The organism is Pseudomonas sp. P65(2024) (genome assembly GCF_057480955.1).
Genome location: NZ_JBLIYX010000016.1, coordinates 71381 through 93890 on the forward strand (window position 1 = coordinate 71381; position 22510 = coordinate 93890).

The following is a 22510-nucleotide window of genomic DNA, read 5'->3' on the forward strand; positions in this document are numbered from 1 at the left end:
CCACACTTTGTCACAGACTCATGATGGCATTTTTGAACCCACTACACTGTTGCCGGTCTGATCGGCCATGCGTGGAACGGATGTCCTCATCCACGCCTTATCTTGCCAAGGAGCTCCACATGCACATTTCCCGTCGCGGCGCCGCCGCTGTTGCCCTGTCCTGCGGCATGCTCGCCAACCTGCCGGCCCTGGCGGCCGACGAGCCGCGCTACAACCAGGTGTCGCTGCGCGCCGAAGTCAGCAAGGAAGTGGCGCGCGACCTGATGGTCGTGACGCTGTACAGCGAAGCCCAGAACAGCGACCCGGGCAAGCTCGCCAAGGAGATCACCGAGACCATGAACAAGGCCGTGCAGCAGGCCCGCCAGGTCAAGGATGTGAAGATCAGCCAGGGCAGCCGCAACAGCTACCCGATCTACGACACCAAGGGCCAGAAGATCACCGGCTGGCGCGAGCGCGCCGAGCTGCGCCTGGAGGGAGCCGACTTCCCGGCCCTGTCCAAGCTCACTGGCGAGCTGCTGCAGGACCTGAAAATGGGCGGCATGGACTTCTCCATCGCCCCGGCCACGCGTAAGAGCAACGAGGACGAGCTGCTCAAGGATGCCGTCGCCGCCTTCAAGGCACGCGCTCAGTTGGCCACCGAAGCCTTGGGCGGCAAAGGCTACAAGGTGGTCAGCCTAAACCTCAACAGCAGCGGCTACCCGCGTCCGTACCTGCGCAGCGCGCCGATGGCGATGATGGCCAAGGGCGCCGCCGACGAGGCTGCGCCGGGACCGGATATCGAAGCCGGCACCAGCGAAGTCAGCATGAGCGCCGATGGACTGATCGAAGTTCAGGTCCCTTGACCCACCCAACCGGATGTTCGAGGCGTGCAGAACGTCTCGGACAACGGTTTCAGACCTTTCCTACGCACCAAACGGGTGCATCTGCTTGCCGCATAAAGTGCGAAACATCCTGAAATTTTCGCCCTTTTCACCCACGCAAACGATCAACATTCGCCAAAGTTATATGGATGCGACATCCATGTACGTCCGTACCACAATTTTGGCGCCAACCATCCTGCTGAGTGTTGCATTGGGAACACCCCCTGCATAAGTATCCGCAGGTCGGCTCACGAGGCCGCCTCAATTCGAAAAATGACAACAATGAGGCCACCATGCTCAAACACGCAGTCATTCCGTTCCTGTTAGGCGCAGGCTTGCTAGCCGGCGCTCCTTCTGCCCTCGCCGCATCCAACCTGGTGTTCTGCTCCGAAGGCAGCCCAGCCGGTTTCGACCCCGGGCAGTACACCACCGGAACTGACTTTGACGCCTCCGCCGAAACCATCTTCAACCGCCTGACTCAATTCGAGCGAGGCGGCACCGCGGTGATTCCGGGCCTGGCCACCAAGTGGGAGGTTTCCGACGATGGCAAGACCTACACCTTCCACCTGCGCGAAGGCGTGAAGTTCCATACCACCGAATATTTCAAGCCCACCCGCGAATTCAACGCCGATGACGTGCTGTTCACCTTCGAACGCATGCTCGACAAGAACCAGCCGTTCCGCAAGGCCTACCCCACCGAGTTCCCTTACTTCACCGACATGGGCATGGACAAGAACATTGCCAAGGTGGAGAAGATCGACGATCACACGGTGAAGTTCACCCTCGCCCAGGTCGACGCCGCGTTCATCCAGAACATGGCCATGCACTTCGCCTCGATCCAGTCAGCCGAGTACGCTGACCAGTTGCTCAAGCAGGGCAAACCCGCCGACATCAACCAGAAGCCCATCGGCACCGGCCCGTTCGTGTTCAGCAAATACCAGAAGGACGCGCAGATCCGCTTCAAGGGCAACAAGGACTACTGGAATCCCGAGGAAGTGAAGATCGACAACCTGATCTTCGCCATCAGCACTGACGCCTCGGTGCGCATGCAAAAACTGAAGAAGAACGAGTGCCAGGTGACGCTGTTCCCACGGCCGGCCGACATCGAGCCGCTGAAGGCGGACAAGAACCTGCAGATGCCCCACCAGGCTGGCTTCAACCTCGGCTACATCGCCTACAACGTGATGGACAAGGTCAAGGGCAGCAACGAAGCGAACCCCCTGTCCCAACTCAAGGTCCGCCAGGCGCTGGACATGGCGGTCAACAAGCAGCAGATCATCGAGTCGGTGTATCAGGGTGCCGGCCAGCTGGCGGTCAACGCCATGCCGCCGACCCAGTGGTCCTATGACGACACCATCAAGGACGCCGCATACGACCCAGAGAAGGCCAAGCAACTGCTCAAGGAAGCCGGCATCAAGGAAGGTACCGAGATCACCCTGTGGGCCATGCCGGTGCAACGCCCCTACAACCCCAACGCCAAGCTGATGGCCGAAATGCTCCAGTCCGACTGGAAGAAGATCGGTATCAACGCCAAGATCGTCAGCTACGAGTGGGGTGAGTACATCAAACGCTCCAAGGCTGGCGAGCAGGGCGCCATGCTGATCGGCTGGAGCGGCGACAATGGTGACCCGGACAACTGGCTGGGCACCCTGTTCGGCTGCGACGCCATGGACGGCAACAACTTCTCCAAGTGGTGCTACAAGCCCTACGACGACCTGATCAAGCAAGCCAAGGCGACCTCCGATCAGGCCAAGCGCACCGAGCTCTACAAGCAGGCGCAACACATCCTCAAGGAGCAGGTGCCGATGACCCCCATCGCCCACTCCACCGTGTATCAGCCCATGAGCGCGAAAGTGAAGGACTTCAAGATCAGCCCCTTCGGCCTGAATTCCTTCTACGGGGTCAGCGTAGACAAGTAACGGCCGTGATCGTCCTGCCGGTTTTTCCGGCGGGACGATGACACGACCGGGCGATACGTAGGGCAATTCCCTCACGCTCGCCGGAACGCTCCCACTCCCAAATCAGTAGCGAAGCCCTGGCTCCCACATTCTGGCGCACCTATCGTCAGGACCGGGATGTTGCAGCCGCGTTTTGCCTGTCGCGGCCCGAAAAAGACGGACAAAGGATCTGCCATGCGCCTGACCACACTGTGTTCCACCCTGCTTGCCCTCGGCCTGCTGAGCCAGGCCCCGCTGAGCTTCGCCAACAACCTGGTGTTCTGCTCAGAGGGCAGCCCGGCGGGCTTCGACACCGCCCAGTACACCGCCGCCACCGACAACGACGCCGCCGAACCGATCTACAACCGCCTGGTCGAGTTCGAGCGTGGCGGCACCGCCGTGCAGCCGGGCCTGGCGACTGACTGGCAAGTGTCCGACGACGGCCTGAAGTACACCTTTCACCTGCGCCCCGGGGTGAAGTTCCATGCCAACAAGGACTTCAAGCCCTCCCGCGACTTCAACGCCGACGACGTGCTGTTCACCTTCAACCGCATGCTCGACAAGAGCCACCCCTTCCGCCAGGCCTACCCCACCGAGTTCCCGTACTTCATCAGCATGGGCCTGGACAAGAACATCGCCAAGGTCGAGAAGACCGACCCGCTGACCGTGGTCTTCACCCTCAACAAGGTCGATGCCGCCTTCCTGCAGAACATCGCCATGGCCTTCGCCTCGATCCTCTCCGCCGAGTACGCCGAGCACCTGCTGGCCGGCGGCAAGGCCAGCGACATCAACCAGAAGCCGATCGGCACCGGCCCGTTCGTGTTCCAGCGCTACCAGAAGGATTCGCAGATCCGCTTCAAGGGCAACAAGGACTATTGGGCACCGGACCGGGTGAAGCTCGACAACCTGGTGTTCTCGATCAACGTCGACCCTTCGGTGCGCATCCAGAAGCTGCGCCGCAACGAGTGCCAGATCACCCTGCACCCACGTCCGGCCGACCTGCCAGCGCTCAAGCAGGACGGCCAGTTGCAGGTGATGACCCAGCCCGGCTTCAACCTCGGCTACATCGCCTACAACACCCAGCACCCGCCGTTCGACCGGCTGGAGGTGCGCCAAGCCATGGACATGGCGGTGAACAAGAAAGCCATCATCGAGGCGGTCTACCAGGACGCCGGCCAGGCCGCGTCGAACGCCATGCCGCCGACCCAGTGGTCCTACGACAAATCGATCAAGGACGCGCCCTTCAATCCGGACAAAGCCAAGCAGTTGCTCAAGCAGGCCGGGGTCAAGGAAGGTACCGAGATCACCCTGTGGGCCATGCCGGTGCAGCGCCCCTACAACCCCAATGCCAAGCTGATGGCCGAAATGCTCCAGGCCGACTGGAGCAAGCTCGGCTTCAAGGTGCGCATCGTCAGCTACGAGTGGGGTGAATACCTCAAGCGCATGAAGAACGGCGAACACGACATCGCCCTGATCGGCTGGACCGGCGACAACGGCGACCCGGACAACTGGCTGGGCACGCTGTTCAGTTGCGACGCCATCGGCAGCAACAACTACTCGCTGTGGTGCGACCCGCAGTACGACGCCCTGGTCAAGAAAGCCAAGCAGGTCACCGACCGCGACCAGCGCACCAGCCTCTACGAACAAGCCCAGCAACGCCTCAAGCAACAAGTGCCGATCACTCCGGTCGCGCACTCCACGGTCAACCAGCCGCTGAGCATCAGCGTGAAAGACTTCAAGGTCAGCCCCTTCGGACGCAACGTTTTCTCCGGCGTCAGCATCGATTGACCCTTCACGCGGGCGTGGGAGTGCAACCCACTCCCACGCCCGCGTGCAGCCCGGATTTGCCTGGCAACCCCAAGGCAGACACTGCAGTACCGCGTCACCGTGACAAGCCCGGCTCACAAGGTCGGGTGATAACTAAAAAAATATCAGGGAGCTTTCATGTTGATTCGTACCACAACCACCGCACTGGCCTTGTCCGTCGGCGCCTTCTGCGCCCTCGCCCAGGCCGAACCCGTGAGCCAGGACTTCGTGCCGTTCGCGCTCAAGTCCAGCAGTGAGCAGGCCGAAGCCAAAGGCTTCATCGATGGCCAGAGCCTGTCCGGCAGCACCCGCAACTGGTATGCCCGCGAACGCGCCACCCGTGCGCCGCTGTGGAAGTACACCAAGGGTGACGGCACCCGCCACGACACCCACAGCCGTGACAACTGGGTGCAGGGCACCATCCTCAACTACAGCTCGGGCTTCACCGAAGGCACCGTGGGCTTCGCCGTCGAGGCCGCGGCCTACAACGCCATCGCCCTCGAGCAGGGCCGCGCCGCCGTGGCCGGCCCGAACAACCGTACGCTGACCCACAGCGACGGCGACCCGATCGGCCAGTGGAGCAAGATGGGCCTGGGCAACGTCAAGGCCCGCATCTCCAACACCACGCTGACCGTGGGCCGCCAGTCGGTCGACACGCCGATGATCGCCTATATCGGCAACCGCGCATTGCCGTCGAGCTTCCAGGGTGCGTTCCTGCATAGCGCCGAGTTCGAGAACCTGTCGTTCGACGTGGGTACCTTCGACCGCGTCTCGCCGCGTACCGAGCAGAGCCTGAGCAAGTTCCGCAGCGAATACGGCAACGGCAGGGAAACCGACCGCGCCAGCACCGTCGGCCTCAACTACCAGCCGCTCAAGAGCCTGACCACCAGCCTCTACGCCACCAAGGTCGAGGACTTCTGGAACCAGTACTACTTCGGCGCCAACCACGTGCTGGGCGACAGCGCGGTGCTGAGCCTGACCACCGGTCTGAACTACTACAAGACCGTGGACGAAGGCAGCAAGAAGATGGGCGAGATCGACAACGACACCTACAGCCTGTCGTTTGGCCTGACCCACCAGGCCCATACCCTCAGCGCCTCCTGGCAGCAGGTCAACGGCAACGAATACTTCGACTACCTGCACGAAACCAACGGCATCTACCTGGCCAACTCCCTGCTGTCGGACTTCAACGGTCCGAACGAAAAGTCCCTGCAGATCAGCTATGTGCTGAACATGGCGCCGTATGGCGTGCCGGGCCTGAAGTTCAACGTCTACAACGCCCGCGGCTGGGGCATCGACGGCACCCACTACAAGGGCACCGCCTATGACGTCCGTGGCCAGGACGGCGAAAACCACTACGAGTGGGGCATCGGCACCAGCTACGCGGTGCAAAGCGGCATGCTGAAGGACACCACCATCCGCGCCACCTATACCGCCCACCGTGCCAGCAAGGCCCAGGCCGACGGCAGCCTCGACGAGCTCCGCGTCGTGACCACCATTCCGTTCAACATCCTCTGACCGTTGGCGCCACGGCCCGACTCCCCACGGGCCGTGGCGGCTACGCTGGAACTAGCACTGCAGGGAGGTTCCATGAAAATGCTACCGCTACGTGCTGCCTTGGCAGCCGTCATCCTGGGCGCCGCATCGAATCTGGCGGCCAAGCCGCTGGTGGTGTGCACCGAAGCCAGCCCGGAAGGCTTCGACATCGTCCAGTACACCACCGCCGTGACCGCCGACGCCACGGCCGAGGCCATCTTCAACCGCCTGGTCGACTTCAAGCCCGGCACCACCGAGATCCAGCCGGCCCTGGCCACCAGCTGGGACGTCAGCCCCGACGGGCTGGTCTATACCTTCCACCTGCGCGAAGGCGTCAAGTTCCACACCACCGACTACTTCACCCCCACCCGCGACTTCAACGCCGATGACGTGCTGTGGAGCCTGAACCGCCAGTTGAAGAAAGACCACCCATGGCACGACAAGACCAGCGTCGGCTACCCCTATTTCGAGAGCATGGCCTTCAAGGACCTGCTCAAGTCGGTCGAAAAGACCGACGACCACACCGTGGTGATTACCCTGACCCGCCCGGAAGCACCCTTCCTGCGCGACCTGGCCATGGCCTTCACCTCGATCTACTCCGCCGAGTACGGCGACCAGTTGCTCAAGGCCGGCAAGACCGGCGATCTCAACAGCAAGCCGATCGGCACCGGCCCGTTCGTGTTCCAGCGCTACAGCAAGGACGCCCAGGTTCGCTACAAGGCCAACCCGGACTACTTCCGCGGCAAGCCGCCAGCCGACGGGCTGATCTTCGCCATCGCCACCGACAGTAACGTGCGCCTGCAAAAGTTGCGTGCCAACGAGTGCCAGATCGCCCTGTACCCCAAGCCTGACGACGTGCCGGGGATCAAGACCGATCCAAAACTCAAGGTTGCCGAGATCGAGGCGCTGGTCACCGGCTACATCTCGATGAACACCCAGCACAAGTACCTGAGCGACGTGCGCGTGCGCAAGGCGATCAACATGGCCTTCGACCGCCAGACCCACGTCGACCAGCTGTTCGGCAAGGGCAACGCGCTACCGGGGGTCAACCCGTACCCGCCGACCATGATCGGCTACAACACCGACAACAAGAACCCGCCCCACGACCTCGACAAGGCCCGTGCCCTGCTCAAGGAAGCCGGCGTGCCGGAAGGCACGGTGATCACCCTGTTCACCCGCAACGGCGGCGGCCCGACCAACCCCAACCCGCGTCTGTCGGCCGAAATGCTTCAATCCGACCTGGCCAAGATCGGCATCAAGCTCGACATCCGCGTGATGGAATGGGCCGAAATGCTGCGTCGCGCCAAGAAGGGCGAGGCCGACCTGGTGTCGGCGGGCTGGGCCGGCGACAACGGCGACCCGGACAACTTCCTCACGCCGATGCTCAGCTGCGATGCGGCCAAGAGTGGCGAGAACTACGCGCGCTGGTGCAACCAGAAATTCCAGGACCTGATCACCCGCGCCCGCGAAGTGATCGACAACGACGAGCGCGCCAAGCTCTATAACGAGGCTTTGGCGGTGTACGATGAAGACCAGCCGTGGATCAGCATGGCCCACCCGAAAATGTTCACCGCCATGCGCGCGAACGTCGAAGGCTATGTGATCAACCCACTGACCAACAACAACTTCGCCACCACCCGGGTGAAGTAGAACAACAACAGCCGCCGGACCTTGTGCAAGAGGCCCCGGCGGCGCGCCGTTACCGGCTGATGAGGTACCCCTGACAATGTTGAGTTTTATTGCCCGACGCCTGGGTCTGCTGATCCCGACCTTCTTCGGTATCACCCTGCTGACCTTCGCGCTCATACGCCTGATCCCCGGCGACCCGGTCGAAGTGATGATGGGCGAACGCCGGGTCGACCCCGAAATGCACGCCCAGGCCATGGAGCGCCTGGGCCTGAACAAACCGCTGCCGGCCCAGTACCTGGACTATGTCGGCAAGCTCGCCCAGGGCGACCTCGGCGAATCCCTGCGCACCCGTGAAAGCGTATGGAACGAGTTCCTCACCTTATTCCCGGCAACCCTGGAGCTGGCCATGGCCGCCCTGCTGTTCGCCGGGGTCATCGGCCTGCTGGCCGGGGTGATCGCCGCGCTCAAGCGCGGCTCGCTGTTCGACCACGGGGTGATGGGTATCTCCCTGGCCGGCTACTCGATGCCGATCTTCTGGTGGGGCCTGATCCTGATCATGTTCTTCTCGGTAAGCCTGGGCTGGACGCCGGTCTCCGGACGCATCGACCTGCTCTACGACATCGAACCGAAAACCGGCTTCATGCTCATCGACACGCTGCTCAGCGACGAGGAAGGCGCGTTCAAGGATGCAGTGATGCACCTGATCCTGCCGGCCATCGTGCTGGGCACCATCCCGCTGGCGGTGATCGCCCGCATGACCCGTTCGTCGATGCTCGAGGTGCTGCGCGAGGACTACATCCGTACCGCCCGCGCCAAGGGCCTTTCGCCGTCGCGCGTGGTGTTCATCCACGGCCTGCGCAACGCGCTGATCCCGGTGCTGACCGTGTTCGGCCTGCAGGTCGGCACGCTGCTCGCGGGCGCCGTGCTCACCGAAACCATCTTCTCCTGGCCGGGCATCGGCAAATGGCTGATCGAGGCCATCGGTGCCCGTGACTACCCCGTGGTCCAGAACGGCATCCTGTTGATCGCCTGCCTGGTGATCCTGGTCAACTTCGTCGTGGACATCCTCTACGGCCTGGCCAACCCACGCATCCGTCATCAGCGCTGAGGACTCCGCCATGACCAGCCCGATTCCAAAATCCGTCACCCCGCCCAGCGTGGTCGACCAAAGCTTGCTCTACCCCTCGCCATACAAAGAGTTCTGGCAGGCCTTCTCGCGCAACAAGGGCGCGGTGGCCGGCCTGGCCTTCATGACCCTGGTGGTGTTCTGCGCCCTGTTTGCCCCCTGGGTCGCGCCGCACAACCCCAGCGAGCAGTACCGCGACTTCCTGCTCACCCCACCGGTGTGGCTCGAAGGCGGCACCTGGCAGTTCATCCTCGGCACCGACGAACTGGGCCGCGACCTGCTCTCGCGCCTGATCCAGGGCGCCCGCCTGTCGCTGCTGATCGGCCTGTCATCGGTGGTGATGTCGCTGATCCCGGGCATCCTGCTTGGCCTGCTGGCCGGCTTCTTCCCGCAGATCCTCGGCCCCTCGATCATGCGCCTGATGGACGTGATGCTGGCCCTGCCATCGCTGCTGCTGGCCGTGGCCATCGTCGCCATCCTCGGCCCAGGCTTGATCAACACGGTGATCGCCATCGCCATCGTCTCGCTGCCCTCCTACGTGCGCCTGACCCGCGCCGCGGTGATGGGCGAGCTGAACCGCGACTACGTCACCGCCGCGCGCCTGGCCGGCGCCGGCCTGCCACGCCTGATGTTCGTCACCGTGCTGCCCAACTGCATGGCGCCGCTGATCGTCCAGGCAACGCTGAGCTTCTCCTCGGCCATTCTGGATGCCGCCGCCCTGGGCTTCCTCGGCCTCGGCGTCCAGCCGCCGACCCCCGAGTGGGGCACCATGCTGGCCTCGGCCCGCGACTACATCGAGCGCGCCTGGTGGGTGGTGAGCCTGCCCGGCCTGACCATCTTGCTCAGTGTGCTGGCAATCAACCTGATGGGCGACGGCCTGCGCGATGCGCTGGACCCGAAACTCAAGAACGCCGCCTGAGGAGAACGCCATGTCACTGTTGCAGATCAACAACCTGAACGTGCGCTTCGGCGACGCCAATGCCGTGCCCGTGGTGGATGGCCTCGAACTGAGCGTGGACGCCGGCGAGATCCTCGCCATCGTTGGCGAGTCCGGCTCCGGCAAGTCCGTCACCATGATGGCCCTGATGGGCCTGATCGACGCCCCTGGGCGCATCACCGCCGACGTGCTCAACTTCGACGGCATCGACATGCTCAAGCTCAGCGGCCGCCAGCGCCGCAAAGTGGTGGGCAAGGACATCGCCATGGTCTTCCAGGACCCGATGACCGCGCTCAACCCCAGCTACACCGTGGGCTACCAGATCGAGGAAGTGCTGCGCCAGCACCTCGGCCTGAAAGGCAAGGCCGCGCGCCAGCGTGCCCTTGAGCTGCTGAAGAAGGTCGAGATCCCGGCCGCCGAAAGCCGCCTGGACGCCTACCCGCACCAGCTGTCCGGCGGCATGAGTCAACGGGTGGCGATCGCCATGGCCATCGCCGGCGAGCCGAAGCTGCTGATCGCCGACGAACCGACCACTGCCCTGGATGTGACCATCCAGGCGCAGATCATGGAGCTGTTGGTCAACCTGCAGAAGGAGCGCAACATGGCGCTCATTCTCATCACCCACGACCTGGCGGTGGTCGCCGAGACCGCCAAGCGCGTATGCGTGATGTACGCGGGCCAGGCCGTCGAAGTCGGCCAGGTGCCGGAGCTGTTCGACATCCCCGCCCACCCGTACAGCGAAGCGCTGCTGGCGGCCATCCCCGAGCACAGCATCGGCGCCGAGCGCCTGGCCACCCTGCCCGGCATCGTCCCCGGCCGCTATGACCGCCCGCAAGGCTGCCTGCTGTCGCCGCGCTGCCCCTATGTCCAGGAAAACTGCCGCCGGCAGCGCCCGGCCCTCGATCCCCAGGCCCACAGCCTGGTGCGTTGCTTCTATCCGCTGAACCAGGAGGTGGCGTGATGGCCGTCGTTCTTTCCGCTCGTGAGCTGACCCGCCACTACGAAGTCTCCCGCGGCATGTTCAAGGGGCATGCGCTGGTCCGCGCGCTCAACGGCGTGTCGTTCGAACTGGAGGCCGGCAAGACCCTGGCCGTGGTCGGTGAGTCCGGCTGTGGCAAATCGACCCTGGCCCGGGCCCTGACCCTGATCGAGGAACCCTCCTCCGGCTCGCTGCAAATCGCCGGCCACGAGGTCAAGGGCGCCAGCAAGGACCAGCGCAAGCAACTGCGTCGCGACGTGCAGATGGTGTTCCAGAGCCCCTACGCCTCGCTCAACCCACGGCAGAAGATCGGCGACCAGCTCGCAGAGCCACTGCTGATCAACACCTCGCTGAGCAAGACCGAGCGTCGCGAGAAAGTGCAGAAGATGATGGAGCAGGTGGGCCTGCGCCCCGAGCACTACCAGCGTTATCCGCACATGTTCTCCGGCGGACAGCGCCAGCGCATCGCCCTGGCCCGGGCAATGATGCTGCAGCCCAAGGTGCTGGTGGCCGACGAGCCGACCTCGGCCCTCGACGTGTCGATCCAGGCCCAGGTGCTGAACCTGTTCATGGACCTGCAAAAGGAGTTCAACACCGCCTACGTGTTCATCTCCCACAACCTGGCGGTGGTACGTCATGTGGCCGACCAGGTGCTGGTGATGTACCTGGGGCGGCCGGCGGAGATGGGACCGAAGGAAGATATCTACGAGAAGCCGTTGCACCCGTACACGCAGGCGCTGCTGTCTGCGACCCCGGCGATCCACCCGGATCCGCTCAAGCCGAAGATCCGCATCGCCGGTGAACTGCCCAACCCACTGAATCCGCCAGATGGTTGCGCGTTCCACAAGCGTTGCCCTTATGCCACCGACCGTTGCGCCAAGGAAGTACCGGCGTTGCGGCAGGTGAGTACACGGCAGGTGGCTTGCCATTATGCCGAGCAGTTCCTGTAGCGGGATGCCCCAATGAAAACGCCGCCCTTCGGGGCGGCGTTTTCATTTTTCAGTGCATGAACAATGCAATCAGGATGATCACGGGAATAGGTACTCCGAGCATCCACAGCAATAATGAGCGCATGACAGATCTCCTTGTTCCAAGTTATCGGATCGGTGCAGCGGTGTGGCGCACGTTGTAGTCGGCCGGACTGCCTTGCAGCCACTGCACCCGGTCACGCTGCCGGCCGCCGAACAGTGCCGCCAGGCTGGCGAAGAAGGCGCCGCAAAGCAGGGCGACGAAGGTCCACAACGCCGTCCAGGCCGCCGCCTTGGTCGCAACGTCCGCAGCTTGTTTGGCCTCGAGCTTGGCTTGCTGCAGCTGCGCATAGACCTGATCGACCCGGGCTTCAGCCTCGGGTTGTGTCAGGCGTGTGCGCTGGGCGACAACCTGGGCCAGGTAGGTCCGGTCCTCCGGCGAAAGTGCGCCCCCCTGGACTAGCGAGCGTGTCAGAATGCGCGCCGCCACACCATTTGCCGCGTCGTCACTGACCGCCACCGGGCCTTGGCCGCGGAACAAGCCATCGACGAAGTAGCCCATCGAGTCCCGGCTTTGACGATCGCTGCCAGCCACGCCTGCAGCCGCAGTGGCGCCAGCTACCCCGGACGCTGCAGTAACACCGGCTCCCAGCAGGTTGCCCGCAGTACCCAGCACCAACAGGCCGGCCACGAGCGTGGCAACCGCCCAGGCCAGGAAGCCATGGGCAGTGTCGCGGAAATACACTTCGTCGCCGTGCAGGTTGGCCCATTTCACGCGAAGACGTCCGGCGATGTAACCACCTAGACCCGAGGCCAGTATCTGGGTGATCAATAGCCAGATGATGGTTGAAATGCCAAGGACCTTGGCGCTGGCGCCTTCGTCGGCCCAAGGCGAGGTGGCGGCCAGCCCCAACCCTGATCCCAATATCACCAGGATCAGGGACAATGCGGCCGCTGCTGCTGCGCCAGCGAAGATCGCGGCCCAGGAAACACCGGAGCGATTGGGGTCGTTGGTGGGGTAATCGGCAGGTGTGATCATGATTTCGACGCCTTATCTGAGGGGAGGTCCGTTCTCGGGTAAGGCGGTGCAGGTGCTGTGCCACTTGTGTCAAAACATGACTTCTTTATAAATCAGGTAGTTGGCTTGTAGGAAATCGCTGAACATCATGCAAAATGCCAGATCGTGCCGAAAAAGACAGGGCCTTCTGCAATCCTGAATGCAAGCGTTCTTGTCAGACCGGGACATGACGAGGCACCATCAGCGGCATGTCTATCACCACCGTCCCCGACGGCCCTGGGCAGACCCCGCTCACCGCCGACACCGTCATGCGCTACCACCTGTGCTGGAAGCATCGCGACCTGGACGGGGTGATGGCGCTGTACCACCCAGACATCCAGTACCACGACTTCTTCCAGAACCGCGTGCTCGGCTTCGACGAACTGCGCGACTACGTGCGCGCCTGCCTGCCCCATGAAGCCGGCGAGGACATCGTCCACAGCGACCGCATCCGCGTCGACGGCTGCACAGCGTTCATCCAGTACCAGGTCACGGTCCAGGGCGGCCAGGGATTGGTGGCGTTCCAGTCCAGCGAAGCGATCACGGTCCGGGACGGGCTGATCTGGCGGGTCAACGAATACGCCACCCTGGTGCGCCAGGGCGGCAATGCCAGCCTGCCGCACGGCCCGCGCCCGGCGACCAGCCGCCTGGGCCTGTCACCACGCCAGCTGTCGACCATGGCCCAGGACCTGGAGCATTACTTCCAGGCCCAACGTCCCTACCTCGACCCGGAGCTCGACCTGCAGCAGGTTGCCGACGAAAGCGGCTACAGCCGCAACCAGATCTCCTACCTGCTCAACCAGGTGCTCGGCCAGAGCTTCTACCGCTACGTCAACCAGGCGCGCCTGCAACACCTGATAGCCAGCCTCGATGCTGGCAGCGCGCGCACAGCTATCGACGTACTGGCGTTCAATGCCGGCTTCAATTCGCTGTCAGCCTTCTACAAGTGCTTTCGCGAGCACACGGGACTGTCGCCCAAGGCCTACCTCAAGCAAATTTCCCTGCGTGCACGCACGTAAGACAGCCCGCCTTGCGCTTCACTAGGATCGCCCACAGACCTCGACCGGATGTGGAGCCCGACCCGATGCAACCCCTGCGCACGATCAGCCTGTGGATGGACCAGCTCGACGAGCCCCTGTGCGCGCGCCCGGCCCTGCGCCAGGACCTTGATGTCGATGTGTGTATCATCGGCGCCGGTTACACCGGCCTGTGGACCGCTTACTACCTCAAGCGCCAGGCGCCGCAGTTGAACATCGCCGTGATCGAGGCCAATATCGCCGGCTTCGGCGCCTCCGGACGCAACGGCGGCTGGCTGATGGGCAACCTGCTGGGCGAGGATCGCCTGCTGGCCACGCTCTCGCCGCAGCAGCGGCGTGAAAGCATCGACCTGCTGCACGGCATTCCCGACGAAGTCCACGATGTGCTCCTGCGCGAAGGCATCGCCTGCGACTACCGCAAAGGCGGGGTGCTGTACTGCGCCGCCCGTTACCCGGAACAGGAACGCAGCCTGCGCGCCTGGCTCGATGACCTCTACCGCCAGGGCATGAACGAGGACGACTACCGCTGGCTGCGCCCCGAACAGCTGGATGCCCAGTTGAAGGTGAGCAACCCCTACGGCGCCCTCTACAGCCCGCATGTGGCCACGATCCAACCGGCCAGATTGGTGCGCGGCCTGGCACGGACGGTCGAGGCCATGGGCGTGCCGATCTACGAAAACACCCCGGCCATCGACTGGCAGACCGGTGAAGTGCGCACCCCACTGGCACGCATCCGCAGCCATTGGATGGTGCCGGCCGTCGAAGGCTACGCCGCCAGCTTGCCCCCGCTCGGGCGGCACCAGTTGCCGGTGCAGAGCCTGCTGGTGGCCACCGAGCCGTTGCCCGAGTCGACCTGGGAACAGATCGGCCTGAGCCAGGGCCAGGCCTTCAGCGAAAACAGCCGCCAGGTCACCTACGGCCAGCGCAGCGCCGACAACCGCCTGGTGTTCGGTGCCCGCGGCGGCTACCGCTTCGGCGGTCGCCTGCGCGAGAACTTCACCCTCACCGACAACGAGATCGAGCTACGCCGCTACCTGTTCGGCGAGCTGTTCCCGCAGCTCAAGCATGTGCGCATCACCCATTCCTGGGGCGGCAACCTGGGCATGGCCCGGCGCTTCCGCCCGCACATGCTGTGCGATCGCCAGCGCGGCATCGCCCTGTCCGGCGGCTACGGCGGCGAAGGAGTCGGCGCCACCAACCTGGGCGGACGCACCCTGGCGGCCCTGATCCTCGGCCAGCACAACGCGCTCACCGCCCAGCCCTGGGTGCATGACAACCGCCCGCTGGCGAGCCTGGCCAGCTGGCCACCTGAGCCCTGCCGCTGGCTGGGCTACAACGCGATCATCCAGAGTTTCGTCCACGAGGACCGGACCCTCGCCAACCCGGCCAGTGCCCCCTGGCGGCGGCGCCTGGCCAGCGGGTTGGCCGACTTCATGGAAGGTTTCATGCACTGACTTCCCTTCATCACCACACAGGATCCACCGGTCATGAGCATCACCCAGTTCAAGCACACCGACAGCGTTATCCTGGACAGCGCCACCCCGGTTGCCGTGCCCCTCGGCGAGCCGGTTGCGGTCACCTCGGTCACCTGCATCGAACGCAATGACGGCGTCGAGACCGGGATATGGGAGTGCACCCCGGGGCGCTGGCGGCGGCAGATCGTGCAACAGGAGTTCTGCCACTTCATCAAGGGCCGCTGCACCTTCACCCCAGATGGCGGCGAGCCGCTAGTCATAGAAGCCGGAGACGCCCTGATGCTACCGGCCAACAGCGTCGGCACCTGGGATATCCAGGAGACCGTGCGCAAGACCTACGTACTGATTTTCTGATCCGCTGATCGCCTGCCTTCGATAACAACAGACAAAGCAAGGTAACCCCGACATGCGCACGCTCCTTATCGCTCCCCTGATGCTGGCCGCAAGCGTTGCCGGCGCCGCCGACTCGGTGAAGATCTACAACTGGTCGAGCTACATCGCCCCGGACACCCTGAAGAGCTTCCAGCAAACCACCGGCATCGTGCCCACCTACGATGTGTTCGACAGCAACGAGACACTCGACGGCAAGCTGATGACCGGCAACTCCGGCTACGACGTAGTGTTCCCGTCCAACCACTTCATGGCCCGGCAGATCCAGGGCAAGGCCCTGAAAAAACTCGACAAGTCGCAGCTGCCGAACTGGAAGAACCTCAACCCGGTGCTGCTCAAGGCGCTGGAGGTGAACGACCCGGGCAACCAGTACGGCTTCCCCTACCTGTGGGGCAGCACCGGCATCGGCTACAACATCGACAAGGTCAAGGCGGTGCTCGGCGACAACGCGCCCATCGACTCGTGGGACCTGTTCTTCAAGCCCGAGTACCTCTCCAAGCTCAAGCGCTGCGGCGTTGCCGTACTGGACAATGGCCCCGAGCTGCTGCCGATCGCCCTGCACTACCTGGGCCTGCCGCACCACAGCCAGAACCCGGCGGACTACGACAAGGCCAAGGCGTTGCTGATGACAGTGCGCCCGTACATCAGCTACTTCCACTCCTCGAAGTACACCGGCGACCTGGCCAATGGCGATGTGTGCCTGGTGGTGGGCTTCTCGGGTGACGTGCTGCAGGCAAAGAACCGCGCCGAGGAGGCGAAGAACGGGGTGAAGGTGGGCTACTCGATTCCGAAGGAAGGCGCGCCGATGTGGTTCGACATGGTCGCCATGCCGGCCGATGCGCCCAACGAGAAAGCCGGGTACGCCTACATGAACTATCTGTTGCAGCCGGAAGTGATGGCGAACATCAGCAACTTCGTGCAATACGCCAATGGCAACCAGCAGGCCGACGGGCTGGTGGACCCGGCGATGAAGGGCAACACGATGATCTACCCGAGCGCGGATGTGATGGGCAAGCTGTATGCCCTGGAGGCGATGCCGGCGAAGATCGACCGGATCAGGACGCGGATCTGGACCAGCATAAAAGCAGGGAATTGATTGCGGGTATTACGCAGCCCCTGCAGGAGCAGCCTTGCCGAGGCGTCGGCAAGGCCGCTGCTACAGGATCAGATGTAGGCCTGTACGATCAGTGATGCTCGCGAGTAGCGCGGAACTTGATGTCCGGCCAGCGCTCTTCCATCAGCGACAGGTTGACCCGGGTCGGGGCCAGGTAGGTCAGGTGACCGCCGCCGTCGATGGCCAGGTTCTCCATGGCCTTGTTCTGGAATTCCTCGAGCTTCTTCTTGTCGTCGCAGCTGATCCAGCGCGCCGACCAGACGGTGATCGGCTCGTAGGCGCACTCGACCTTGTACTCTTCCTTCAGACGGCTGGCGACCACGTCGAACTGCAGCACACCGACCGCGCCAAGGATGATGTCGTTGCTGCGTTCGGGGAAGAACACCTGCGTGGCGCCCTCTTCGGCCAGTTGCTGCAGGCCCTGGCGCAGCTGCTTGGATTTCAGCGGGTCCTTCAGGCGCACGCGGCGGAACAGCTCCGGGGCGAAGTGCGGGATACCGGTGAAGCCCAGGGCCTCGCCTTCGGTGAAGGTGTCGCCGATCTGGATGGTGCCGTGATTGTGCAGGCCGATGATGTCGCCGGCATAGGCCTCTTCCAGCTGCTCACGCTCGGAGGAGAAGAAGGTCAGCGCATCGCCGATGCGCAGGTCCTTGTTGATCCGCACATGGCGCATCTTCATGCCCTTCTCGTACTTGCCCGAGCAGATACGCATGAACGCGATGCGGTCGCGGTGTTTCGGGTCCATGTTCGCCTGGATCTTGAACACGAAACCGGTGAACTTCTCTTCCACGGGCTCAACGGTACGCTCGTGGGCCACCCGGCCCAGCGGGCGTGGCGCCCAGTCGACGACCGCGTCGAGCACATGGTCGACACCGAAGTTGCCCAGGGCGGTACCGAAGAACACCGGGGTCAGCTGGCCGTTGATGAACTCGTCCTGGTTGAACTCGTGGCAGGCACCTTGCACCAGTTCCAGTTGCTCGACGAACGAATCGTACTGGTCACCGAGGTGCGCGCGGGCCTCGTCGGAGTCCAGGTTCTGGATGATCTTGGCTTCGGTGCGCTCGTGGCCGTGGCCCGGGGTGTAGACGACGATGTAGTCGCCGGTGAGGTGGTACACGCCCTTGAAGTCGCGGTAGCAACCGATCGGCCAGGTAATTGGCGCGGCCTTGATCTTCAGGACTGCCTCGATCTCGTCGAGCAGTTCAATCGGATCACGGATGTCACGGTCGAGTTTGTTGATGAAGCTGACGATCGGCGTGTCGCGCAGGCGGCAGACGTCCATCAGGGCGATGGTACGCGGCTCTACACCCTTACCACCGTCGAGCACCATGAGCGCCGAGTCCACCGCGGTCAGGGTGCGGTAGGTATCTTCCGAGAAGTCCTCGTGGCCGGGGGTGTCGAGCAGGTTGATCATGTGCTCGCGGTAAGGGAACTGCATCACCGAGGTGGTGATGGAGATGCCGCGCTGCTTCTCCATTTCCATCCAGTCGGAGGTGGCGTGGCGGTCGGACTTGCGCGACTTCACGGTACCCGCGACGGAGATCGCCTTGCCCATCAGCAGGAGCTTCTCGGTGATGGTGGTCTTACCGGCGTCGGGGTGGGAAATGATTGCGAAAGTGCGGCGCTTCGCGACTTCGGCGGCCTGGTTGGTCATGGGAAATCGCCTGACTGGGGATTCAAAAAGGGGCGATATCATACCTGAAGTCGGGGCGCGGGCCAAAACCGAAGATACGAAAGGCGCCCCTCGAACGGGCACGCGTGGGACCGGGCTTGCCCGCGAAAGGACCGGAACAACCACAACCAATCTACCGGACAATCGCTTTATCACGACAAATGGCCACAGGACAGTTACTTCAACGCCTTCAGCACTTAAATACGCCGTTTTTTCTCGTCATGTTTACAAGCAACCAGTTATTAACACTGGCCAAATGCCGCCCAAGATGGGAACCTTTCCCTCCACGGAGACGTCCACTCCCCTGCAACCCGCTTTGGTTCAGGGCTGGTTTCACCTGCTTCACGAGCCCGACGGGGTTCGGCTCATGGCCTGATGCCGCGCATCGGGCTGCTGCTCGCGACCACGCTGCCCGCCGCCAGGAATGGCCGGCCGCACGGGGGTGTGATCGCCGACTATAAAAAAGGAGTCCGCCTGTGGCTGCACGCTACGGAAAAGGGCTGTTGGGATGGGCCGCCGTGCTCGTCATCCTGGCCCTGCTGGTCCACTGGATCGGCATCGACACGATCGCCCGCTACCGCGACGATCTTGGGTTCTACCTGCAAGCGCACCTGGTCCTGGTGCTGGCTTCGATGGCGGCGGCGCTGGCCGTGGGCATCCCCGCCGGCATTGCCTTGAGTCGACCGCACCGGGTCGACAAGGCCGAGCGCTTCATGCAGTTTTTCAACGTTGGCAACACCATTCCTCCCCTGGCCGTCCTGGCCATCGCCCTGAGCATCCTGGGCATCGGCGCAGGTCCCGCGATCTTCGCGCTGTTCCTCGCCTCCCTGCTGCCCATCGTGCGCAATACCTACGAGGGCCTGAAAAACGTCCCCGCCTCGCTCAAGGAAGCCGCCACCGGTATCGGCATGACCCCGCGCCAGCAGCTGTGGCAGGTGGAACTGCCCAATGCCGTGCCGATCATCGTCGGCGGGGTGCGCGTGGCCCTGGCGCTGAACGTGGGTACCGCGCCGCTGGCATTCCTGATCGGCGCCAACAGCCTGGGCAGCCTGATCTTCCCCGGCATCGCCCTGAACAACCAGCCGCAGCTGTTGCTGGGTGCCGCGTGCACCGCGCTGCTGGCCCTGGCGCTCGACGCGCTGGTGAGTTTCTCCAGCAAGCGCTGGCTGGAACGTGGCCTGGCCCGTTAACGAGAGGGAAACCATGAAGAAGACAATCGCCCTGTTGCTGGGCGCGGCCCTGCTATGCGCAGGCTTTGCCCAGGCGGCGGAAAAACCGCTGATCCGCATCGGCGCGCGGGTGTTCACCGAACAGACCGTGCTCGCCGAAATCACCGCCCAGTACCTGCGTGCCAACGGCTTCGATGTACGGGTGACCGCCGGCCTTGGCAGCAACATCGCCCGCCAGGCCCAGGAAACCGGCCAGCTCGACCTGATGTGGGAATACACCGGCGTCTCGCTGGTGTCCTACAACCATATCGACGAGCGCATGCCCAGCGCCGCAGCCACCTACGCCCGGGTCAAGGCACTCGATGCGAAGAAAGGACTGGTCTGGCTGACTCCGTCGAAATTCAGCAATACCTATGCCCTGGGACTGCCCAGGGAGGTCGCCGCGGCCTACCCGCAGGTCAACACCATCAGCGATCTCAACCACGTGTTGCGTGACGAGCCCGACCGTCACCACCTGGTGGCCCTGGACACCGAGTTCGCCAACCGCCCCGATGGCCTGGTCGGCCTGCGCGAGATGTACGGGCTGCCCCTGGACCGGCGCAACATCCGCCAGATGGATGGCGGCCTGGTCTACACCGCGATGCGCAACAACCAAGTGTTCGCCGGCCTGGTCTACACCACCGACGGGCGCCTGGACGCCTTCGATCTCAAATTGCTGGAAGACGACAAGCACTACTTCCCCGACTACACCGCGGCGCCCGTGCTGCGCAAGGCAGTACTCGACGCCCACCCGCAGCTGGCCACCCTGCTCGAGCCGCTGGCCAGTCAGCTCGACGACCAGACCATGCGCAAGCTCAACGCCCAGGTCGATGTCGAGCACCAGAGCCCGACCGTGGTCGCCGCGGCGTTCCTGCGTGAGCACTCACTCGGCGAGGTACAACCATGAACCTGCTCGACACCTTTGCCCATCTCGACTGGGCGCAAGTCCTGCAACTGACCGGGCAGCACATCACCCTGGTTGGCATCGCCGTGGGCCTGGCCATCGTCGTCGGCGTGCCGCTGGGCATCCTGATGACCCGCTTCCCGGTGTTCGCCGGCCCCCTGCAGGCCAGCGCCACGGTGCTGCTGACCATCCCCTCGATCGCCCTGTTCGGTCTGCTGCTGCCGTTCTACTCGAAGTTCGGCCAGGGCCTGGGGCCGTTGCCGGCGATCACCGCCGTGTTCCTTTATTCACTGCTGCCGATCCTGCGCAACACCTACCTGGCCCTGACCAACGTCGAACCGGGCATCCGCGAGGCGGCCCGCGGCATCGGCATGACCTTCGGCCAGCGCCTGCGCATGGTCGAGCTGCCCATCGCCGTGCCGGTGATCCTGGCCGGCGTGCGCACCGCCGTGGTGATGAACATCGGCGTGATGACCATCGCCGCGACCATCGGCGCCGGTGGCCTGGGCGTGCTCATCCTCACCGCCATCAGCCGCAGCGACATGTCGATGCTGCTGGTCGGCGCCGTGCTGGTCAGCCTGCTGGCGATCATCGCCGACCTGCTCCTGCAAACCCTGCAACGTGCCCTGACTCCGGAAGGACTGCGCCCATGATCGAACTGAAGAACCTCAGCAAGACCTTCAACGTCAACGGCAAGGACGTCAAAGCCGTCGACGCGGTAAGCCTCACCGTCAACGAGGGCGAAATCTGCGTGTTCCTCGGCCCCTCGGGCTGCGGCAAGAGCACCACGCTGAAGATGATCAACCGCCTGATCACCCCGACCTCGGGCCAGGTGTTCATCAACGGCGAAGACACCAGCGCGCTGGACGAGGTAACCCTGCGTCGTCATATCGGCTATGTGATCCAGCAGATCGGACTGTTCCCCAACATGACCATCGAGGAGAACATCACCGTGGTCCCGCGCCTGCTCGGCTGGGACAAGCAGAAATGCCACGACCGCGCTCGCGAGCTGATGCACATGATCAAGCTCGAGCCCAAGCAGTACCTGCAGCGCTACCCGCGCGAGCTCTCCGGCGGCCAGCAGCAGCGCATCGGCGTGATCCGCGCCCTGGCCGCCGAGGCGCCGGTGCTGCTGATGGACGAGCCGTTCGGCGCGGTCGACCCGATCAACCGCGAGATGATCCAGAACGAGTTCTTCGAGATGCAGCGGGCACTGAACAAGACGGTGATCATGGTCAGCCATGACATCGACGAGGCCATCAAGCTGGGCGACAAGATCGCCATCTTCCGCGCCGGCAAGTTGCTGCAGTTGGATCACCCGGACACCTTGCTGGCCCATCCGGTGGACGATTTCGTCAGTAACTTCGTCGGCCAGGACAGCACCCTGAAACGCCTGCTGCTGGTGCGCGCCGAGGATGCGGCGGACAACGCGCCAGCGTTGAGCCCGGATACGTCGGTGAGCGAGGCGCTGGAACTGCTGGATGAGCACGATCGCCGTTATGCAGTGGTGACAGATGCCGCGAACAAGGCGCTGGGCTATGTGCGCCGGCGCGACATGCACCGACAGCACGGGACGTGTGGGGATTTCCTGCGACCGTTCAACGCCACGGCGGCGCATGACGAGCACCTGCGCATCCTGCTGTCGCGGATGTACGAGTTCAATCGGGCGTGGTTGCCGGTGCTGGATAGCGAAGGCGTGTTCCTGGGGGAGGTGACGCAGGAGTCGATTGCGGCGTACCTGAGCTCGGGCAGGTCGCGGGGCGGTAAGACCAGTATCGTGTCGCCGGCGGAGGCAGTAGTCTCCTGATGGATAGCCGGGGGCGCTTTGCGCCCCATCGCGACACAAGGCCGCTCCCACAGGTATAGCATCAGCCT

19 protein-coding genes are annotated in these 22510 nt (G+C 63.7%); 17 read left to right on the forward strand and 2 right to left on the reverse strand.

What is annotated here, in order from left to right:
* Positions 1-119: 119 nt before the first annotated feature.
* The 9 genes from AC25MA_RS20015 to AC25MA_RS20055 all read left to right on the forward strand — a co-directional run bounded on the left by AC25MA_RS20015 (position 120) and on the right by AC25MA_RS20055 (position 11760).
* Positions 120-842, forward strand: coding sequence for an SIMPL domain-containing protein (locus AC25MA_RS20015; protein ID WP_486972329.1), 723 nt, complete (start codon positions 120-122; stop codon positions 840-842).
* 311 nt (positions 843-1153) lie between these two features.
* Positions 1154-2779, forward strand: coding sequence for an ABC transporter substrate-binding protein (locus tag AC25MA_RS20020; protein WP_062364524.1), 1626 nt, complete (start codon positions 1154-1156; stop codon positions 2777-2779).
* A 213-nt stretch (positions 2780-2992) separates the two neighbouring features.
* Entirely contained in the window at positions 2993-4585 is a 1593-nt protein-coding gene (locus AC25MA_RS20025) for an ABC transporter substrate-binding protein (RefSeq protein ID WP_062364526.1), read from the forward strand.
* A 156-nt stretch (positions 4586-4741) separates the two neighbouring features.
* On the forward strand, positions 4742-6121 hold the full coding sequence (locus AC25MA_RS20030; RefSeq protein ID WP_036985906.1) for an OprD family porin: 1380 nt from the start codon (positions 4742-4744) through the stop codon (positions 6119-6121).
* A 72-nt stretch (positions 6122-6193) separates the two neighbouring features.
* Entirely contained in the window at positions 6194-7789 is a 1596-nt protein-coding gene (locus tag AC25MA_RS20035; protein WP_028689624.1) for an ABC transporter substrate-binding protein, read from the forward strand.
* 76 nt (positions 7790-7865) lie between these two features.
* Positions 7866-8876, forward strand: a complete 1011-nt coding sequence (locus tag AC25MA_RS20040; protein WP_028689623.1) for an ABC transporter permease subunit — start codon at positions 7866-7868, stop codon at positions 8874-8876.
* Between the two features lie 10 nt (positions 8877-8886).
* Positions 8887-9813, forward strand: coding sequence for an ABC transporter permease subunit (locus AC25MA_RS20045; protein ID WP_028689622.1), 927 nt, complete (start codon positions 8887-8889; stop codon positions 9811-9813).
* Between the two features lie 10 nt (positions 9814-9823).
* Complete coding sequence (locus AC25MA_RS20050) at positions 9824-10792, forward strand: ABC transporter ATP-binding protein (RefSeq protein WP_028689621.1); 969 nt, start codon at positions 9824-9826, stop codon at positions 10790-10792.
* Positions 10792-11760, forward strand: a complete 969-nt coding sequence (locus AC25MA_RS20055) for a peptide ABC transporter ATP-binding protein (protein WP_028689620.1) — start codon at positions 10792-10794, stop codon at positions 11758-11760. The genes AC25MA_RS20050 and AC25MA_RS20055 overlap by 1 nt, the downstream gene beginning before the upstream one ends.
* Before the next feature lie 145 nt (positions 11761-11905).
* Here the strand turns inward: AC25MA_RS20055 and AC25MA_RS20060 are convergent, their stop codons facing one another.
* A complete protein-coding gene (locus AC25MA_RS20060; RefSeq protein WP_486972330.1) occupies positions 11906-12817 on the reverse strand; it encodes a hypothetical protein in 912 nt (303 codons plus the stop codon).
* A gap of 227 nt (positions 12818-13044) precedes the next feature.
* Here AC25MA_RS20060 and AC25MA_RS20065 point away from each other — a divergent pair, with 227 nt between their 5' ends.
* The 4 genes from AC25MA_RS20065 to AC25MA_RS20080 all read left to right on the forward strand — a co-directional run bounded on the left by AC25MA_RS20065 (position 13045) and on the right by AC25MA_RS20080 (position 16833).
* Positions 13045-13854, forward strand: a complete 810-nt coding sequence (locus tag AC25MA_RS20065; protein WP_062364532.1) for an AraC family transcriptional regulator — start codon at positions 13045-13047, stop codon at positions 13852-13854.
* 65 nt (positions 13855-13919) lie between these two features.
* Positions 13920-15326 (forward strand): NAD(P)/FAD-dependent oxidoreductase, encoded by a 1407-nt coding sequence (locus AC25MA_RS20070; RefSeq protein WP_062364533.1) that lies wholly within the window; start codon positions 13920-13922, stop codon positions 15324-15326.
* A gap of 33 nt (positions 15327-15359) precedes the next feature.
* Positions 15360-15701, forward strand: a complete 342-nt coding sequence (locus AC25MA_RS20075; protein ID WP_028689616.1) for a cupin domain-containing protein — start codon at positions 15360-15362, stop codon at positions 15699-15701.
* 52 nt (positions 15702-15753) lie between these two features.
* The gene (locus AC25MA_RS20080) at positions 15754-16833 is read left to right on the forward strand and encodes a polyamine ABC transporter substrate-binding protein (protein ID WP_062364535.1); all 1080 of its coding nucleotides are present in this window, start codon (positions 15754-15756) and stop codon (positions 16831-16833) included.
* 88 nt (positions 16834-16921) lie between these two features.
* Here the strand turns inward: AC25MA_RS20080 and AC25MA_RS20085 are convergent, their stop codons facing one another.
* Complete coding sequence (locus AC25MA_RS20085) at positions 16922-18505, reverse strand: peptide chain release factor 3 (protein WP_028689614.1); 1584 nt, start codon at positions 18503-18505, stop codon at positions 16922-16924.
* A gap of 494 nt (positions 18506-18999) precedes the next feature.
* On the opposite strand from AC25MA_RS20085, the gene AC25MA_RS20090 reads away from it, so the two are divergent.
* The 4 genes from AC25MA_RS20090 to AC25MA_RS20105 are packed head-to-tail and all read left to right on the forward strand — an operon-like array spanning position 19000 to position 22442.
* Complete coding sequence (locus AC25MA_RS20090) at positions 19000-19713, forward strand: ABC transporter permease (RefSeq protein ID WP_028689613.1); 714 nt, start codon at positions 19000-19002, stop codon at positions 19711-19713.
* A 13-nt stretch (positions 19714-19726) separates the two neighbouring features.
* Positions 19727-20638 carry a glycine betaine ABC transporter substrate-binding protein gene (locus tag AC25MA_RS20095; RefSeq protein ID WP_088852381.1) on the forward strand — a complete coding sequence of 304 codons (912 nt, stop codon included), beginning with the start codon at positions 19727-19729 and terminating at the stop codon, positions 20636-20638.
* Entirely contained in the window at positions 20635-21288 is a 654-nt protein-coding gene (locus tag AC25MA_RS20100; protein WP_011532365.1) for an ABC transporter permease, read from the forward strand. The genes AC25MA_RS20095 and AC25MA_RS20100 overlap by 4 nt, the downstream gene beginning before the upstream one ends.
* Complete coding sequence (locus tag AC25MA_RS20105; RefSeq protein WP_028689611.1) at positions 21285-22442, forward strand: osmoprotectant ABC transporter ATP-binding protein OsmV; 1158 nt, start codon at positions 21285-21287, stop codon at positions 22440-22442. The genes AC25MA_RS20100 and AC25MA_RS20105 overlap by 4 nt, the downstream gene beginning before the upstream one ends.
* The last annotated feature ends 68 nt before the right edge of the window (positions 22443-22510 follow it).

Coding starts and splice junctions, on each gene's coding strand:
- AC25MA_RS20015 (WP_486972329.1), top strand. CDS start 120: ATGCACATTTCCCGTCGCGGCGCCGCCGCTGTTGCCCTGTCCTGCGGC.
- AC25MA_RS20020 (WP_062364524.1), top strand. CDS start 1,154: ATGCTCAAACACGCAGTCATTCCGTTCCTGTTAGGCGCAGGCTTGCTA.
- AC25MA_RS20025 (WP_062364526.1), top strand. CDS start 2,993: ATGCGCCTGACCACACTGTGTTCCACCCTGCTTGCCCTCGGCCTGCTG.
- AC25MA_RS20030 (WP_036985906.1), top strand. CDS start 4,742: ATGTTGATTCGTACCACAACCACCGCACTGGCCTTGTCCGTCGGCGCC.
- AC25MA_RS20035 (WP_028689624.1), top strand. CDS start 6,194: ATGAAAATGCTACCGCTACGTGCTGCCTTGGCAGCCGTCATCCTGGGC.
- AC25MA_RS20040 (WP_028689623.1), top strand. CDS start 7,866: ATGTTGAGTTTTATTGCCCGACGCCTGGGTCTGCTGATCCCGACCTTC.
- AC25MA_RS20045 (WP_028689622.1), top strand. CDS start 8,887: ATGACCAGCCCGATTCCAAAATCCGTCACCCCGCCCAGCGTGGTCGAC.
- AC25MA_RS20050 (WP_028689621.1), top strand. CDS start 9,824: ATGTCACTGTTGCAGATCAACAACCTGAACGTGCGCTTCGGCGACGCC.
- AC25MA_RS20055 (WP_028689620.1), top strand. CDS start 10,792: ATGGCCGTCGTTCTTTCCGCTCGTGAGCTGACCCGCCACTACGAAGTC.
- AC25MA_RS20060 (WP_486972330.1), bottom strand. CDS start 12,817: ATGATCACACCTGCCGATTACCCCACCAACGACCCCAATCGCTCCGGT.
- AC25MA_RS20065 (WP_062364532.1), top strand. CDS start 13,045: ATGTCTATCACCACCGTCCCCGACGGCCCTGGGCAGACCCCGCTCACC.
- AC25MA_RS20070 (WP_062364533.1), top strand. CDS start 13,920: ATGCAACCCCTGCGCACGATCAGCCTGTGGATGGACCAGCTCGACGAG.
- AC25MA_RS20075 (WP_028689616.1), top strand. CDS start 15,360: ATGAGCATCACCCAGTTCAAGCACACCGACAGCGTTATCCTGGACAGC.
- AC25MA_RS20080 (WP_062364535.1), top strand. CDS start 15,754: ATGCGCACGCTCCTTATCGCTCCCCTGATGCTGGCCGCAAGCGTTGCC.
- AC25MA_RS20085 (WP_028689614.1), bottom strand. CDS start 18,505: ATGACCAACCAGGCCGCCGAAGTCGCGAAGCGCCGCACTTTCGCAATC.
- AC25MA_RS20095 (WP_088852381.1), top strand. CDS start 19,727: ATGAAGAAGACAATCGCCCTGTTGCTGGGCGCGGCCCTGCTATGCGCA.
- AC25MA_RS20100 (WP_011532365.1), top strand. CDS start 20,635: ATGAACCTGCTCGACACCTTTGCCCATCTCGACTGGGCGCAAGTCCTG.
- AC25MA_RS20105 (WP_028689611.1), top strand. CDS start 21,285: ATGATCGAACTGAAGAACCTCAGCAAGACCTTCAACGTCAACGGCAAG.